General features: G+C 64.3%; 16 protein-coding genes, 1 tRNA gene and 1 pseudogene. 10 read left to right on the top strand and 8 right to left on the bottom strand.

The genetic code is table 11. The features are described 5' to 3' along the window. A pseudogene (locus NCN05_RS08120) lies at window positions 1–119 on the bottom strand (photosystem II D2 protein (photosystem q(a) protein)); the annotation flags it as partial. A 164-nt stretch (window positions 120–283) separates the two neighbouring features. Here NCN05_RS08120 and NCN05_RS08115 point away from each other — a divergent pair. The 4 genes from NCN05_RS08115 to NCN05_RS08100 all read left to right on the top strand — a co-directional run bounded on the left by NCN05_RS08115 (window position 284) and on the right by NCN05_RS08100 (window position 2,385). Further along, window positions 284–547: a UPF0367 protein family gene (locus NCN05_RS08115; RefSeq protein ID WP_115081151.1), complete on the top strand. Its 264-nt coding sequence runs from the start codon at window positions 284–286 to the stop codon at window positions 545–547. Continuing rightward, window positions 489–1,226 (top strand): ABC transporter ATP-binding protein, encoded by a 738-nt coding sequence (locus NCN05_RS08110; RefSeq protein WP_502988809.1) that lies wholly within the window; start codon window positions 489–491, stop codon window positions 1,224–1,226. Before NCN05_RS08115 ends, NCN05_RS08110 begins: the two co-directional genes overlap by 59 nt. 16 nt (window positions 1,227–1,242) lie before the next feature. Then, a tRNA-Asn gene (locus tag NCN05_RS08105) sits at window positions 1,243–1,314 on the top strand. Window positions 1,315–1,596: 282 nt separating this feature from the next. Then, on the top strand, window positions 1,597–2,385 hold the full coding sequence (locus tag NCN05_RS08100) for a response regulator transcription factor (protein ID WP_250397689.1): 789 nt from the start codon (window positions 1,597–1,599) through the stop codon (window positions 2,383–2,385). 14 nt (window positions 2,386–2,399) lie between these two features. On the opposite strand, the gene holB is transcribed toward NCN05_RS08100, so the two are convergent. From holB to NCN05_RS08085, 3 genes are read right to left on the bottom strand one after another with little or no spacing between them, the layout of a single operon-like run. Beyond that, entirely contained in the window at window positions 2,400–3,344 is a 945-nt protein-coding gene (holB, locus tag NCN05_RS08095) for a DNA polymerase III subunit delta' (protein ID WP_250397688.1), read from the bottom strand. Beyond that, window positions 3,341–3,970 carry a dTMP kinase gene (gene tmk / locus NCN05_RS08090; protein ID WP_250397687.1) on the bottom strand — a complete coding sequence of 210 codons (630 nt, stop codon included), beginning with the start codon at window positions 3,968–3,970 and terminating at the stop codon, window positions 3,341–3,343. The genes holB and tmk overlap by 4 nt, the downstream gene beginning before the upstream one ends. After that, window positions 3,967–6,294, bottom strand: coding sequence for a heavy metal translocating P-type ATPase (locus NCN05_RS08085; protein ID WP_350223289.1), 2,328 nt, complete (start codon window positions 6,292–6,294; stop codon window positions 3,967–3,969). Before NCN05_RS08085 ends, tmk begins: the two co-directional genes overlap by 4 nt. Window positions 6,295–6,379: 85 nt before the next feature. Between NCN05_RS08085 and NCN05_RS08080 the strand changes: the two genes are divergently transcribed. Next, on the top strand, window positions 6,380–6,901 hold the full coding sequence (locus NCN05_RS08080) for a photosystem I assembly protein Ycf3 (RefSeq protein ID WP_006849793.1): 522 nt from the start codon (window positions 6,380–6,382) through the stop codon (window positions 6,899–6,901). Between the two features lies 1 nt (window position 6,902). On the opposite strand, the gene radA is transcribed toward NCN05_RS08080, so the two are convergent. Then, window positions 6,903–8,300, bottom strand: coding sequence for a DNA repair protein RadA (radA, locus tag NCN05_RS08075; protein WP_250397686.1), 1,398 nt, complete (start codon window positions 8,298–8,300; stop codon window positions 6,903–6,905). A 90-nt stretch (window positions 8,301–8,390) separates the two neighbouring features. On the opposite strand from radA, the gene rpaB reads away from it, so the two are divergent. The 5 genes from rpaB to NCN05_RS08050 are packed head-to-tail and all read left to right on the top strand — an operon-like array spanning window position 8,391 to window position 13,059. Then, complete coding sequence (gene rpaB / locus NCN05_RS08070) at window positions 8,391–9,137, top strand: response regulator transcription factor RpaB (RefSeq protein WP_025362545.1); 747 nt, start codon at window positions 8,391–8,393, stop codon at window positions 9,135–9,137. Continuing rightward, window positions 9,118–10,437: a phosphate acyltransferase PlsX gene (gene plsX / locus NCN05_RS08065; protein WP_250397685.1), complete on the top strand. Its 1,320-nt coding sequence runs from the start codon at window positions 9,118–9,120 to the stop codon at window positions 10,435–10,437. The genes rpaB and plsX overlap by 20 nt, the downstream gene beginning before the upstream one ends. 57 nt (window positions 10,438–10,494) lie before the next feature. Continuing rightward, the gene (locus NCN05_RS08060; protein ID WP_250397693.1) at window positions 10,495–11,484 is read left to right on the top strand and encodes a beta-ketoacyl-ACP synthase III; all 990 of its coding nucleotides are present in this window, start codon (window positions 10,495–10,497) and stop codon (window positions 11,482–11,484) included. A gap of 28 nt (window positions 11,485–11,512) precedes the next feature. Next, window positions 11,513–12,409 (top strand): ACP S-malonyltransferase, encoded by an 897-nt coding sequence (fabD, locus tag NCN05_RS08055; protein WP_250397684.1) that lies wholly within the window; start codon window positions 11,513–11,515, stop codon window positions 12,407–12,409. Next, window positions 12,406–13,059 (top strand): lysophospholipid acyltransferase family protein, encoded by a 654-nt coding sequence (locus NCN05_RS08050; protein ID WP_250397683.1) that lies wholly within the window; start codon window positions 12,406–12,408, stop codon window positions 13,057–13,059. Before fabD ends, NCN05_RS08050 begins: the two co-directional genes overlap by 4 nt. On the opposite strand, the gene NCN05_RS08045 is transcribed toward NCN05_RS08050, so the two are convergent. The 3 genes from NCN05_RS08045 to NCN05_RS08035 are packed head-to-tail and all read right to left on the bottom strand — an operon-like array spanning window position 13,022 to window position 14,468. After that, window positions 13,022–13,597, bottom strand: coding sequence for a YdcF family protein (locus NCN05_RS08045; RefSeq protein ID WP_250397682.1), 576 nt, complete (start codon window positions 13,595–13,597; stop codon window positions 13,022–13,024). The genes NCN05_RS08050 and NCN05_RS08045 overlap by 38 nt on opposite strands. Continuing rightward, a complete protein-coding gene (gene tsaB, locus NCN05_RS08040) occupies window positions 13,597–14,220 on the bottom strand; it encodes a tRNA (adenosine(37)-N6)-threonylcarbamoyltransferase complex dimerization subunit type 1 TsaB (protein ID WP_250397681.1) in 624 nt (207 codons plus the stop codon). The genes NCN05_RS08045 and tsaB overlap by 1 nt, the downstream gene beginning before the upstream one ends. Next, window positions 14,217–14,468, bottom strand: a complete 252-nt coding sequence (locus NCN05_RS08035) for a Ycf34 family protein (protein WP_250397680.1) — start codon at window positions 14,466–14,468, stop codon at window positions 14,217–14,219. The genes tsaB and NCN05_RS08035 overlap by 4 nt, the downstream gene beginning before the upstream one ends. Window positions 14,469–14,484: the final 16 nt, after the last annotated feature.

Genomic DNA, 14,484 nt, shown 5'->3' with positions numbered 1-14,484 from the left:
GCCGTTGGGAGAAGAAGGATGCCGGACCAGCCGACAAAAACGAAGCGGTCGCGCTTGAGCCAGTCATCGAGGACGTCAAACCATCCCCGCTGTGGCGCGCGTCCTACAGCGATCGTCATGAGAGGTGCTTCATGATCCGTTACACGCCCGAGCCTAGGGGGTGATCACCGAAATGGGGCGGCTCCCCGCACCCATTTCAAGGGGATGAGTAGAAATGCGCATTTTTGGACCGACGGGATGCCGGTCCCTCCGCGAGGATGACGCATCACTTCTTTCCAACGCTGTGTACGTCATCGAACTGGCCCTGCGCATGAGTCCTGTCCCGGTGTCTGTTCAGCGCAAGGAGCATGCAGATGCCGATGCGCTGTATCAGCAGATCCGCCAGGCCCTCGAGAACGGCCAACCGCGGCTGCTGGAGCTCACCTGCGAGAAAGTGGAAGGCAAGAAAGTAACGCTGCTGGTCAGTGAGGTTCTCGCCGTTCAGCTTTATGAAAAAGCTGCGGCAGCGGGTGGCAGCAAGCGTCCCGGCTTTTCCTTTGATTCCTGACACCTCAACCGCCGAACTGAGCGTTGAGGCCGTCAGCCACCGCTGGCCGAACGGCCAGCAGGCCCTCAACCGTTGCAACCTGGTCATTCCTGGCCCAGGCCTCTGGATGCTGGTGGGCAGCAACGGCAGCGGCAAAAGCACCCTGTTCCGCCTCATTTCAGGACTGCTCGAACCCCAGAGCGGACGCATCGTCTGCCGCAGCAAAACGGCCCTGGTGTTTCAGAACCCAGACCATCAGCTGCTGCTCCCCAGTTGCGGCAGCGATCTGATGTTGGGCATGGACCCTGAAGGGCCCCAGCAGCACCGCCTAAGCACCGTGCGCGGCCTGCTGAGCCAGCTTGGCCTCGCCCAACTGGAGAAGCGGCCGATTCACAGCCTCAGCGGCGGCCAGAAACAACGCCTGGCCATTGCCGGAGCCCTGGCCAGTGACGCCGGGCTTCTGCTGCTCGATGAACCGACCGCCCTGCTCGATCCCAGCAGCCAAGCAACCGTGCTGACCACCGTGCAACGGCTTTGCAAGGACCCCGTGAAGCCGATCACGGCGCTGTGGATCACCCACAGGCTTGGGGAATTGGCCTTCGCCGATGGTGCCGCTCGCATGCAAGACGGTCGGATTGGACCATGGACCCGAGGAACAGAACTGCAACGGCGCTTGCAGGGGGGCACATTCGAGGGGTAAGTTCGTCGGGTCTCATTCCTCGGTAGCTCAGCGGTAGAGCGGTCGACTGTTAATCGATTGGTCGCAGGTTCGAATCCCGCCCGGGGAGCTTTAAAGCCACAGCTCACGCTGTGGCTTTTTTATTGACGAGCAGAGGAATTTCGTGACGGGTGATTGCTCGAAGCGGAAGACTTCCTAAACAGCCACCGGCGAAAGGCAAGCAAAAACCCCCCCAGATCGCTGTTCCTGCATGCGATTTGCCGAAACAAAGCCCCTGGTGAGCTCTTTGTTGAAAATCTGCAGACACTTGAAAAGCTTGAGAGAATCCGTTCAGCGTTAATCCCTACAGACAAGCGCTCGTTATTTCTCCAGCCGAATTGCCGCCGAACCGATGAAGCCCTGCATCCTGCTAATCGAAGATGACCAGGACATGCGCGACCTGGTCAGCGGCCATTTGGAGCACAGCGGCTTCGATGTGCAGCGCGCTGACGATGGCATCAAAGGCCAGGCCCTCGCGCTGCAATACACCCCGGATCTGATCCTGCTGGATCTGATGCTGCCCAAAGTGGATGGCCTCACCCTGTGTCAGCGCCTGCGGCGCGACGAGCGCACCGCTGGCATTCCGATCCTGATGCTCACGGCTCTCGGCGGCACCAAAGACAAGGTGAGCGGTTTCAATTCCGGAGCCGACGATTACCTGACCAAACCCTTCGACCTGGAGGAACTTCAGGCGAGGGTCAAAGCCCTGCTGCGTCGCAGTGACCGAGCTCCTGTTGGAACCAGCAACCACAACGAGATCCTCAGCTACGGGCCTCTCACCCTGGTGCCCGAGCGCTTTGAAGCGATCTGGTTTGATCAACCCGTGCGGCTCACGCACCTGGAGTTCGAACTGCTTCATTGCCTGCTGCAGCGTCACGGGCAGACCGTGGCCCCCTCGTTGATCCTCAAGGAAGTGTGGGGCTACGAGCCCGATGACGACATCGAGACCATTCGCGTGCACGTCAGACACCTGCGCACCAAGCTGGAACCCGATCCCCGCAAACCACGCTTCATCAAAACGGTGTACGGAGCGGGCTATTGCCTGGAACTGCCCACCATCGCCCAGATGGATGGCCTGGAGGACGTGGTGGCCATGGCACGCGAAGAGCGCAAACAGCAAGGCGATCGAGCCTCGGCTTGAACGCCTACGTGCTCCTAGGAGAGTGATGGCGTGAGGTCGAGTAACGCCACCTCCCAGGCCAATCGCGGCTGAACGAACGAAAGGAGCTGAACGCGCAGCGTGTCCAAGCGCTTGAGACTTGAGGCGGAACTGCCGGAGCGCCAAAGCCGGTATTGCCACCAGCCAATCAACCACAGCTGTTGCTCGCCATCGAGGGCTTCGCAGAGATCACGTGCCAACGCAAGTGCCTCCATTGGGGTGGCGGGAAGCGAATCGAGGCGCTGAACCAACGCCTCGGGCAGACCAGCCAGGCTGCGGCGATGGTCGATCAGGGCGCCTGGAGACCCGGCAGCCAAGGCCAGAAGTTCCGGAGCATCTTGAGAGGTTGCACCGGTGCGCTCGAGCACCTGAGCCATGGCCTCGGGGTTGAGCCGAAGGAAACGGATCAACTGACAGCGGGAGCGAATTGTGCTGAGCAACCGCTCGGGGGCTGAGGTCAAGAGAATCAGCACCCCATGGCCGGGTTCCTCCAGCGTTTTCAACAGGGCATTGGCCGCAGCTTCCGCCATCGCCTCAGCAGCCTCAATCACAACCATCCCGCGCTTCGCCTCCACCGGCTGCCGGGCCAGACAGCGTCCGATGTCGCGAATCTGCTCCAAGCGCAACTGGGGCGGAGTGCGGCGGCTGAGCCCCGCCTCCTCGGCTTCGGCGCGGGTCAGCAAACGGCCCTGATGCTGATAGGTGGGTTCCACCCAGAGCAGGTCGGGATGATTGCGTTCCAGCAGGCGTCGTCGTTCCCGGGCCGAGGGCTGACCATCGGCCAGCAGTCCCTCCAGAAAACGCACCGCCGCCAACTGACGTCCCACCCCTTCAGGGCCGGCAAAGAGATAGGCCGGGGCCACACGGCCCTGGGCCAGGGCCGCCGAAAGCAGATCAACGGCGAGGGGCTGGCCGATCAGATCCCCAAACAGCGCGCTCAAGCCAGATGCTCCTGAAGCTGACGTTCCAGAGCAGCACGAACGGCGCTGGCTGACTGATCTGCAGCGACGGCGCACCAGGAGCGCTGCTGGGCCAACTCGGCAAAACCCTGTGCAACCCGCTCCAGGAATGCAGCTCCCTCGGCTTCGATGCGGTCCTCTTTGTCCCCGAGACGGCGCTGCAGGCTCTCTTGAACGGAAAGGCACAGCCAGAGGGTTAGATCGGGCTGTAACCCCGTGGTGGCGATCCGTTCGAGCCGCTGAATCAAGTCCCGATCCAGACCCCGCCCATAACCCTGATAGGCGAGGGTCGATCCCGCGAAACGATCGCTGATCACCCAATCACCACGTTCCAGAGCAGGACGGATCAGCGTTTCAACATGCTGAGCCCGATCGGCGGCATACAGCAACAGTTCAGCGGTGGGAGCTGGTGCCTCCTGATCTGCCGTGTGCAGCAGGAGTTCCCGAATCGAGCGCCCCAGGGGAGTGCCTCCCGGCTCACGGGTGCAGACCACAGCAGCGCCCTTCGGCATCAGACCGCTGTTGGGCAACCACTCGACCAGATGCTGGATCTGCGTGGTCTTGCCGCAGCCATCGATGCCCTCCAGAACAATGAAACGACCGTTCATGGCAAGCGAAGAGCCAGGGCGTTGAGCACCACAGTGATCGAACTCAGGGCCATCAACAGCGCCGCCAACGGGGGCGACAGCAGCACCCCATTGCTGGGGAGCAGGGCACCGGCGGCCACCGGGAGAACGATGAGGTTGTAACCAAAGGCCCAGAACAGGTTCTGCCGCACCTTCACCAGGGTGCGGCGCGCCAGGCTGAGGGCTTCGGGCAGATTGTCGAGCCGGTCACCGAGCAACACCAGACCAGCGGAGTCTTGAGCGATCTGGGTTCCAGTGCCAATGGCAATCCCAAGATCAGCCGCGGCCAGGGCCGGCGCATCGTTGATGCCGTCGCCCACCATGGCCACCCGCTCCGCCTGCCGCAGCTGCTCGAGGCGCTGCAGCTTCTGCTCCGGCAGCATCTGCCAGCCCAGATCCTTGGCGGCAAAGCCCAGCTGCTGACCAAGGCGCTGCACAGCCGCCTGCCGATCACCACTGAACACCGAAAGCGCCAGACCGTGAGAACGCAAGCGTTGCAACGCCGGGGCAACATCCGGGCGCAGCTGATCCTCAATCTGCACCAGGCCCACCAGGACAGCTCCCTCAGCCACAGCCACCACCGAGCCTTGAGCGGCAGAGAGCCAGTCCTGTGCGGTGGGGGCGATGGCAACACCCTGCTCCTCCAACCAGTCGGGCTTGCCAACACGCACCCGAGCCGATGCACCGTCCACGTGGCCCGCCAGGCCTAGGCCGGAGACGGTGCGAACGTCCTCGCAGTTCAGTAGCGCGAGCTCACGACGCTGGGCCTCCTGCAGCAGGGCGTAGGCCAAGGGATGGCGGCTGCTTTGCTCCAGGCTGGCCGCGAGCTGCAACAAATGATCCGGGTCATCCCCGTACACATCAGTCACGAGGGGACGACCCAAGGTGAGGGTGCCGGTCTTATCGAAGACCACATGGTCCAAACCGGCGGCTGTTTCGATCACATCACCACCGCGGAACAGCCAGCCGCGCCGTGCTGCCAAGCCGGTGGCCACCGTGATCACAGTGGGGGTCGCCAGACCCAGGGCACAGGGACAGGCGACCACCAGCACGGCGATTGACAGTTGCAGGGCCAGACCCATCGGGGTGCTGGCTCCACTGCCCAAGCCGCCGTGATGCATCCCATGGCCATGGTCCATCCCATGGGACATCTCATGGGTCATGGGCATCCCAGGGGCTGACGCCTGGAGAACCTCAGGCCAGTGTTCAGCGCCGAACAACCACCAGAACAGAAAGGTGGCGAGGGCCAGGCCGATCACGCCATAGCAAAAACGGCCTGCCACACGATCGGCCAGGCCCTGGATGGGGGCCCGACGGGCCTGGGCCTGCTCCACCAGACGAATGATCCGAGCCAGGGCGGTTTCGGCACCGACACGGGTGACCTTCAGCACCAGGGTTGACTCCAGATTGAGGCTGCCGGAGGACAACTCCGTGCCGGGCTCCGTCTGCAGTGGCAAGGGCTCACCGGTGAGGCTGGACACATCAACGGCCGAGGCCCCCTCAAGCACCACCCCATCCACCGGAATGCGGTCACCGGCCAGCAACTGCACGGTTTCACCGGGCCTGAGAGCACCAACGCGCACCTCACGAATCGCCCCGTCGCTCAACAGCAGGCGCGCCGTGTCCGGCTGGAGCTCAGCCAGTTGCTGCAGGGCCTGACCGGTCCGGAAACGGGCCCGTTCCTCGAGGAAACGTCCCAGCAGGACGAATCCCAGCAACATCACCGGTTCATTGAAAAAGCAGGGCCAACCCACCTGGGGCCAAACCAAGGCCACCAGGCTGGCCACATAGGCACTGCTCACCCCCAGGCCCACGAGGGAATCCATGCTGGGGGCCCCTGCGCGAGCCGCCGCAACACCACCCACCAGGATCGGACGGCCCGGCCCCAGCAGAGCCACCGTGGCCAACGTGGCGTGGAAAGGCAGGCTGCCGATCAGAGGCAGCGACAAATGCCCTGCCTCGCTGACATGCCCCAGCACCGACAGCAACAGCAGCACCAGGGCCACCATCAGCTGTCGCCATTGCTGCCACCAGCCCGGCAGCGCCTGCCCGGCAGCCGCCGCTCCGATCGGGGCATCCAGGGGACGCTCCTTGGCCGGGAAGCCTCTGTCTGCCAGGGCTTTCAAGACACCATCCACATCACTTTCACCGGCAGTGAGATCGAGCCAGGCCGAGCGGCTGACCAGATTCACATCGGCGCGCTGAACACCGGGCTGATCCAGCAGGGTGGTTTCCACAGCGCGGACGCAACCGCCGCATTTCATCCCTTCCACATCCAGGACGACGGTCTGAACCGAAGGGCTCACAGGTGTTTACGCAATAGGGATCTTTACGAGCAGGCTAGGTCGGGCTCCGGTCCCGTCAGGATGGGGGTCCGTCCGCCGGAGCGCCGTGCCCCGCAGCAACCGCAACGACAACTTCATTGACAAGAGCTTCACGGTGATGGCGGACCTGATCGTCAAGCTGTTGCCGATCAATGCCCGCTCCAAGGAGGCCTACGTCTATTACCGGGATGGCCTCTCCGCCCAGAACGATGGGGACTACGCCGAAGCGCTGGAGAACTACGAGGAGGCCCTGAAGCTTGAGGAGAACTCCACCGACCGGAGCGAAACCCTCAAGAACATGGCCATCATCTACATGTCCAACGGCGAGGAGGAGCGGGCGATCGAGACCTACCGCAAGGCACTCGAGGAAAACCCGAACCAGCCCTCCTGCCTGAAGAACATGGGGCTGATTTACGAGAAGTGGGGCCGCATCGCTGAGGAAGGCGGTGAGCAGGACGCAGCGGATCGCTGGTTTGACCAGGCCGCTGACGTCTGGACCCAGGCCGTGCGCCTCAATCCCGGCGGTTATCTCGATATCGAGAACTGGCTGAAGTCCACGGGCCGCAGCAACGTGGACGTTTACTTCTGAATCAGTCCTGGTCGGGCTGCACGGCATCACCGAGCGCCAGCACTAGGGCCTCGGTGACGCTGTCGGCCTCCAGAAGAGCGAGATCCAAACCAGAAGCCAGATCGCCCAGGCCACTGCCCCGGGGGACGACGGCCCGCTGGAACCCGAGCCGGGCCGCTTCCTGGAGCCGAAGCTCCAGCTGACCCACAGGGCGCAACTGCCCCCCCAAACCAAGCTCGCCGATCAACACCGTGCCCGCAGGCAGGGTGAGATCTCTGAAACTGGCCACCACCGCTGCAGCGACCCCCAGATCCGCCGCCGGCTCCTCCACCTCCAGGCCACCGGCAACGGCCAGATAGCAGTCGAAGCGGGAGAGAGGCAGTCCCATGTGCTTCTCCAGCACCGCGAGGATCTGGTGCAGACGGTTGGTGCCGATGCCTGTCGCCGTGCGTCGCGGACTGGCATAGCTGGTGACGTTCACCAAGGCCTGCAGATCCACCACCAACGAGCGCGTGCCCTCACAGGCCACGATCGTGGCGACACCGGAGGCGCGGGCATCGCTGAGGAACAGCTCACTGGGGTTGACCACCTCGGCCAGGCCACCGCTTTGCATCTCAAACAAACCCAACTCATGGGTGGCACCGAAGCGGTTCTTGACGGCCCGCAGCAGGCGATGACTGGCGAAGCGGTCTCCCTCGAAGGTGAGCACCGCATCCACGAGGTGTTCCAACACCTTCGGGCCGGCCAACATGCCTTCTTTGGTGACGTGGCCCACCAACAACAACGAGATGTTCTGGCGTTTCGCCAGCCGTTGCAGGGCAGCCGCACATTCACGCACCTGACCGACGGACCCCGGCGCACTGGTGAGGTTGGCGTCATGCAACGCCTGAATGCTGTCGATGATCGCCACCGCGGGGCGAAGGGCCTCCAGCTCCTCCAGCACCAGTTCCAGATCGGTTTCGGCCAGCAACTGCAGCTCCGATGCCCCCCCGGCAAGCCGCTGCCAGCGCAGCTTCACCTGCTGCGCTGATTCCTCAGCACTCACATAGAGCACGGATGCACCGGCCGCCATGGCCGAGGCGCTCTGCAGCAGCAATGTGCTCTTGCCGATGCCCGGATCGCCTCCCACCAGCACCAGCGAACCGGGAACCAGGCCCCCACCCAGAACGCGGTCAAATTCCGCCGACCCTGTCGCCAGCCGCTGCAGCGTCTGATCCTCCAGCGAGGCCATGGCCGTGGACCGTCGCGGGGCAGCGGCCTGCTCCGGATCCGGAGCATTGCGGCGGCGACGGCCATCGTCGGCGGGCTGGGATTGCTCCACCAGCGAATTCCAGCTGCCGCACTCCGGGCAACGGCCGAAAAACTGTCTGGCACGGGCTCCACAGACCTGACAGATGAAAACAGCGGTGGATTTGGGCACTGCGAACTGTGAAGAAAGTTGCCGTTGAATGAACAGACCGGGTGGCTGCCCTTTTATGTGTGGCGAGAAGTGACTAACGCCTCGGTGCCCATGACGGCCACGGCTCCCACCAAGGAAACGATCCTCGTGGTCGACGACGAGGCATCAATCCGACGGATCCTGGAAACCCGTCTATCCATGATCGGATACAACGTCGTAACCGCCTGCGACGGCACCGAAGCCCTGGAATTGTTCCCCACCTGCACGCCCGACCTGGTAGTGCTGGACGTGATGATGCCAAAGCTGGACGGCTATGGCGTCTGCCAGGAGCTGCGCAAGGAATCCGACGTTCCCATCGTGATGCTGACGGCCCTCGGCGACGTGGCTGACCGCATCACCGGGCTTGAGCTCGGTGCCGATGACTATGTGGTGAAGCCCTTCAGCCCGAAGGAGCTGGAAGCCCGCATCCGCTGCGTGCTGCGCCGGGTCGAGAAAGAGCAGGTGGCGGGCATTCCCAACTCAGGCGTGATCCAGGTCAGCGACCTGCGCATCGATACCAACAAACGCCAGGTGTTCCGCGGCGATGAACGCATCCGCCTAACGGGGATGGAATTCAGTCTGTTGGAACTGCTGGTGAGCCGTTCCGGCGAACCGTTCAACCGCGGCGAGATTCTCAAAGAGGTGTGGGGCTACACCCCGGAGCGCCATGTGGACACCCGGGTGGTGGATGTTCACATCTCCCGTCTGCGCTCCAAATTGGAGGATGATCCTGCCAATCCCGAGTTGATCCTCACAGCTCGGGGCACCGGCTACCTGTTCCAGCGCATCGTCGATTCCGTTGCCTCCGAAGGACCCTGATCCCACCCCGGCTCCTCAGCCGCGGCATAAAACAAACCGTCCTCGGGCGATCCGTCGCCTGGTGATTTGGTATCGGCGCAACGCCGCCGTCACCACCATCGTTGATGGCGCTGCCAGCTCAGCAACGGCCGCGGGTTCGATGGCCGGCAACGTGGCGGAAACCGTGGTCTCCGGAGCAGGCACGGTGGCCAGCAGCGTGCTCCAACCGCTGGGGTTCGATCCCCTGCGCTGGCTGCAAGGGGGCACCGATACCGATGAGATCGACGATGCAGAGCGCCTCTGGGTGGCCGTCGATGGCATGGGCGGTGACCATGCGCCAGGGCCGATCCTGGAGGGATGCCTGGATGCCATTGACCGGCTGCCGCTGAAGATCCGCTTCGTGGGGGAGATCGACCGGGTGATGGCTGCCGCCAACAGCCTCGGGCTACTCGAAGCCTTGGAAAGTGCGCGTGCGGCAGGACATCTGGACCTGGTGGCCAGTGGGCCCTCCATCGGCATGGATGACGAAGCCACGGCGGTGCGGCGCAAACGGGACGCCAGCATCAATGTGGCCATGGACCTCGTGAAGAAAGGCGAGGCCGAGGCGGTGTACTCCGCCGGCAATTCCGGGGCGGTTATGGCCTCGGCGATTTTTCGGCTGGGGCGGCTGAAGGGCATCGACCGCCCCGCCATCGGTGCTCTGTTCCCCACCAAGGATCCAGGCAAGCCGGTGTTGGTGCTCGATGTGGGCGCCAACATGGACTGCAAGCCCACCTACTTGCACCAGTTCGCCCTGCTGGGGAACATCTACAGCCGGGATGTGCTGCAGGTGAAACGGCCACGCATCGGCCTGCTGAACATTGGCGAGGAGGAGTGCAAGGGGAACGATCTCTCCTTGAAGACCCACGAATTGCTGCGGGACGAATCCAGGCTCCACTTCGCCGGCAACTGCGAAGGCCGGGATGTGCTTTCGGGCGACTTCGATGTGGTGGTCTGCGATGGATTCACCGGCAATGTGCTGCTGAAATTCCTGGAGTCCGTCGGCAGTGTTCTGCTGGGGGTGCTGCGGGCGGAGTTGCCCCGAGGGCGTCGCGGCAAGGTGGGATCAGCGTTTCTGCGCAGCAACCTGAAGCGCATCAAGAAGCGGCTCGACCATGCCGAACACGGTGGTGCCCTGCTTCTGGGCGTGAACGGCATTTCCGTGATCGGCCACGGCAGCAGCAAGGCCCTCTCGGTGGTCAGTGCCCTGCGCATTGCCCACTCCGCAGCCAGCCATGGGGTGATGGAGGATCTCGCCACGCTGCAACAGGGTTGTGATTGACTGACGCGACGTCAATCAACCTCCGCATTGGTCGAGCCGCTCAGCACAACCAGGGGGGTGTTGTTCCGAGGGTCTGGCAGCGCGACGCCCAGCCGCTCGATCAGCAACGCAGAGCTGGGCCAGCGGGTTGAGACGAGTGACGAATGGATCCGCAGTCGCACAGGCATTGCCGCGCGACGGGTGGTCAACAGCGACGAATCCCTGGCGGAACTGAGCGGGTTGGCGGCGGAACGGGCCTTGGAGATGGCCGGTTGGTCGGCCGACAGCCTCGATCTGATCTTGTTGGCCACCTCCACCCCAGACGACCTGTTCGGTTCGGCTCCACGGCTGCAGGCGCACCTCGGCGCCACCAATGCCGCGGCCTTTGATCTCACCGCTGCCTGCAGCGGCTTTCTCTTCGCCGTTGTGACCGCCGCCCAGTATCTGCGCAGCGGGGCGATGCGCCGCATCCTCGTGGTGGGAGCCGATCAACTCAGCCGCTGGGTGAACTGGGACGATCGCCGCTCCTGCGTTCTCTTCGGTGACGCAGCCGGTGCCGTGGTGCTGGAGGCCTCAGAGAACGGCCAGGACGATCTCCATGGATTTCTGTTGCGCTCCGATGGCAGCCGCGGCGAGGTGCTCCAGCTGCCCCAGGTGAACCAGCGCCAGCCCCTGGTGGGGGATGCCAGCCATCAGTGCGGCGGCTTCGACCCCATCCAGATGAACGGGCAGGAGGTCTACAAATTCGCGGTGCGAGAGGTGCCGGCGATTCTCGAAAAGCTGCTTGCACAGGGTGGTGTCGCCGCAGATTCCCTGGATTGGCTGCTGCTGCATCAAGCCAACCAGCGCATCCTTGATGCCGTGGCGGATCGCTTCTCGGTGCCCTCCGAAAAAGTGCTCAGCAACCTGGCCCACTACGGCAACACCTCGGCAGCCACCATTCCCCTGATGCTGGATGAAGCCGTGCGCGATGGACGCATCCAACCCGGCCACCGCATCGCCAGCAGTGGATTCGGAGCAGGATTGAGCTGGGGTGCAGCCCTCTTCCGCTGGAACGGGCCCGCCTAATCTCCGGCACGGTCTGCAGAACACAGCAATGGCGATCGCCTGGGTCTTTCCCGGTCAGGGCTCTCAAAAGGTGGGCATGGCAGAAGCGCTGCTCAGCATCGAAGGCAGCCGCGAGCGTTTCGCCATGGCCTCCGAGCTGCTGGGGCGCGATCTGCTGGCGATCTGCCAGGGGGAAAGCGGCGGTGGTGATGGCCTGAATGACCTCAACGACACCCGCAACACCCAGCCCGCCCTGTTCGTGATCGAATCGGTGCTGGCCGACAACCTTCAGCAGCAGGGCCGCGAGCCTGCGCTGGTGGCCGGCCACAGCCTGGGCGAGCTGGTTGCTCTGTACAGCGCAGGGGTGTTTGGGCTGGAGACCGGTCTGCAGCTGATGAAAACCCGCTCAGAACTGATGGCGAACGCCGGGGGCGGCGCCATGACGGCAGTGATCGGCTTCGATCGCGCTCAGCTGGACGATCTGGTGGCCGCCACGGACGGCGTCAGCATCGCCAACGACAACAGCGATGCGCAGGTGGTGATCTCTGGCTCTCCAGAGGCCGTGGAACGCGTGAGTGGAGCCCTGAAATGCAAGCGCGCCATCCCCCTGGCCGTCTCCGGAGCCTTCCACTCTCCGTTCATGGCGGAGGCGGCTGAGCGCTTCGCCGCCGAGCTGGACAACGTGCCCTTCCTGGATGCCCGCGTTCCGGTGCTCAGCAACAGCGCCGCCAGCGCCAGCACCAGTGCGGACGAGCTCAAACAGCGCCTGAAACAGCAGATGACCACCGGTGTGCGCTGGCGCGAAACCATGGCGGCGATGACCGACAGCGGTGTGGACACCCTGGTGGAAATCGGTCCGGGCAACGTGCTCAGCGGCCTGGCCAAACGCAGCATGAGCGGGGTCACCACCGCCCAGATCTCCGGGGCTGGAGACCTCGGACAGTGAGTCAGTCCAGCCTCGTCCGCACCCCCAAGCCGAGCCTCACCTACCGGCTGGTCAGCAGCCTGCTGGTGTTCCCGGTCTTCCGCTTGCTGTTCCGCGGATCGACCTCCGGCAACAACCGAGTGCCCATGCAAGGGCCCCTTGTGGTGGTGGCCAACCATGGCTCGCACCTGGACCCGCCCCTCCTGGGCCATGCCCTGGGGCGCCCCGTGGCCTTCATGGCCAAGGCGGAACTGTTCAGCATTCCGCTGCTGGGGCGCTTGATCCGGGCCTGTGGTGCTTACCCCGTGCGGCGGGGTGCCAGCGATCGCGAAGCGATCCGCACCGCCACGGCTCGCCTTGAAGAAGGCTGGGCCACGGGGGTGTTTCTGGACGGCACCCGACAGAACGACGGCCGGATCAACAACCCACTCCCCGGAGCAGCCCTGCTTGCGGCTCGCACGGGAGCCCCGCTGCTGCCGGTGGCCATCTGCAACAGCTACCGCGCCTTGGGCAGCGGGCGCAGCTGGCCGCGCCTGGTGCCGATTCAGCTGCGCATCGGCGACCCCATTCCAGCACCGGCCAGTCGCCGCAGGCCTGATCTGGATGCCACCACCGCTCTGCTGCAGGAACGCATCAACGCTCTGCTGGATCAGGGTCCGCAGCATCCCTGAGGTCGCGACCGGTCATCACCCACGCCACTGCACGAAGCCAATCACTCCATTGCTTGAGGCGTCCCTCCTGGGTGCAGTCCTCGCGGCAGGCCACGGGAATGCCGGTGAGCTGAATTCCGCGACTGCCGGCCACCACCTGGCCCACCGCCATGGAGCGGGGCAGGTGGTCTTCGCTGGTCACCAGCAGCACGTGGCGAACACCATCCGCCTGCAGCTCATCCACCACAGACGTGAAATTGCTGAGGGTGTCACGGGCCCGGTAATCCAGGGTGACGCGGTCGGGATTGAAGCGCTCCTCACTGAGCATCCATTCGGCGTACTCACGGTTGCTGCCGCCGCTCACCAGCAGGGGTAGATCGAGCTGACGTGCCAACCGGGCACCCATTCGTTCCCGGTCCACATCTCCCCCGAGCACCAGCACCAGCTGGGGCGGGCTGCGATCCAACAGAGCCCGCCGATAGGGCGACAGCGGGCCGGGCCCCAACAGCCAGGCCATCAGGCCAGCTCCCAGCAGTAGCCCTGTACGCACGCCCGCCATCAGACCTGTCCAACAGGTGAGGTGGGGTAGATCGGCAGCACCTCAGCCCAGGGCATTGCAGCCCCGGCGGCATGGCTGCGCTGCAACAGCTGCAGGAGCCGCGCCACATCCGCTTCCACATCCAGCTGCACCTCAACAGCGGGCTGGGGTGATGCCCCCTGAGGCAGCAAGGTCGGCAGGCTGAGTTCGTGAACCTGCCCGGCCGTGATCCGGTACTGACCACCCACCACCCCGCGCCGGGGCAACTCCTGGGTGATCCAGAACGGTTCCCCCTGCATGGCTTGGGGCAGTTGCCGCTCCAGGCGTGGGGCCATCAGGGCATAGCTGCTCACCCCCAGCAGGGGGCAATCCAGCTGTTGCGCCAGGGTGCGGGCCATCACCACCGTGAGGCGGGTGCCGGTGAAGCCGCCGGGTCCCGTCGCGACGGCAAGGCCCTGCAACTGGGGCCAACGCTCAGGAGGGAGGAGCGCCTGAACCCGCGAAATCAAGCTGTTGGAGAGGCCCCGGCCATCCGGATGAGCCTGCACCAGGGGCTCTGCCCCAGGCTGCTGAGGATCCAGCAGCGCCATGCCAAAGCAGTCGGAACAGCTGTGCAGGGCAAGCAGCAGCGGTGGAGCCGTCATCGGGGCAGCTCCTGTCCAGGACGGCAACGCTGCCACCGGCCTGGATCCGCCTTGAAGCTGGCGCAGGAACGCACATCCCACTCAATCCCGGCCTGGCCATCGGGGAGATCCATCACCGACACGTGGATGCGGGGCGTGTCTGGCTCAAAATCCGGGGCCTGGGCCAGATGCGGAACACCATGCTGACGCTCAACTGCGTGATAGGCCTGACAACGGTCGACCCAGCTGCAATCCACGCAGATGCACATGCCTCCCGAGGCCGTT

It is taken from the genome of Synechococcus sp. MU1651 (assembly GCF_023630635.1).
GTDB lineage: Bacteria > Cyanobacteriota > Cyanobacteriia > PCC-6307 > Cyanobiaceae > Parasynechococcus.
The sequence above is the reverse complement of the archived record's forward strand: the minus strand, read 5'-3'. Positions and strand labels throughout refer to the sequence as shown.

Coding starts and splice junctions, on each gene's coding strand:
- fabD (WP_250397684.1), top strand. CDS start 11,513: ATGGCGATCGCCTGGGTCTTTCCCGGTCAGGGCTCTCAAAAGGTGGGC.
- NCN05_RS08100 (WP_250397689.1), top strand. CDS start 1,597: ATGAAGCCCTGCATCCTGCTAATCGAAGATGACCAGGACATGCGCGAC.
- rpaB (WP_025362545.1), top strand. CDS start 8,391: ATGACGGCCACGGCTCCCACCAAGGAAACGATCCTCGTGGTCGACGAC.
- NCN05_RS08110 (WP_502988809.1), top strand. CDS start 489: ATGAAAAAGCTGCGGCAGCGGGTGGCAGCAAGCGTCCCGGCTTTTCCT.
- tsaB (WP_250397681.1), bottom strand. CDS start 14,220: ATGACGGCTCCACCGCTGCTGCTTGCCCTGCACAGCTGTTCCGACTGC.
- NCN05_RS08035 (WP_250397680.1), bottom strand. CDS start 14,468: ATGTGCATCTGCGTGGATTGCAGCTGGGTCGACCGTTGTCAGGCCTAT.
- tmk (WP_250397687.1), bottom strand. CDS start 3,970: ATGAACGGTCGTTTCATTGTTCTGGAGGGCATCGATGGCTGCGGCAAG.
- NCN05_RS08045 (WP_250397682.1), bottom strand. CDS start 13,597: ATGGCGGGCGTGCGTACAGGGCTACTGCTGGGAGCTGGCCTGATGGCC.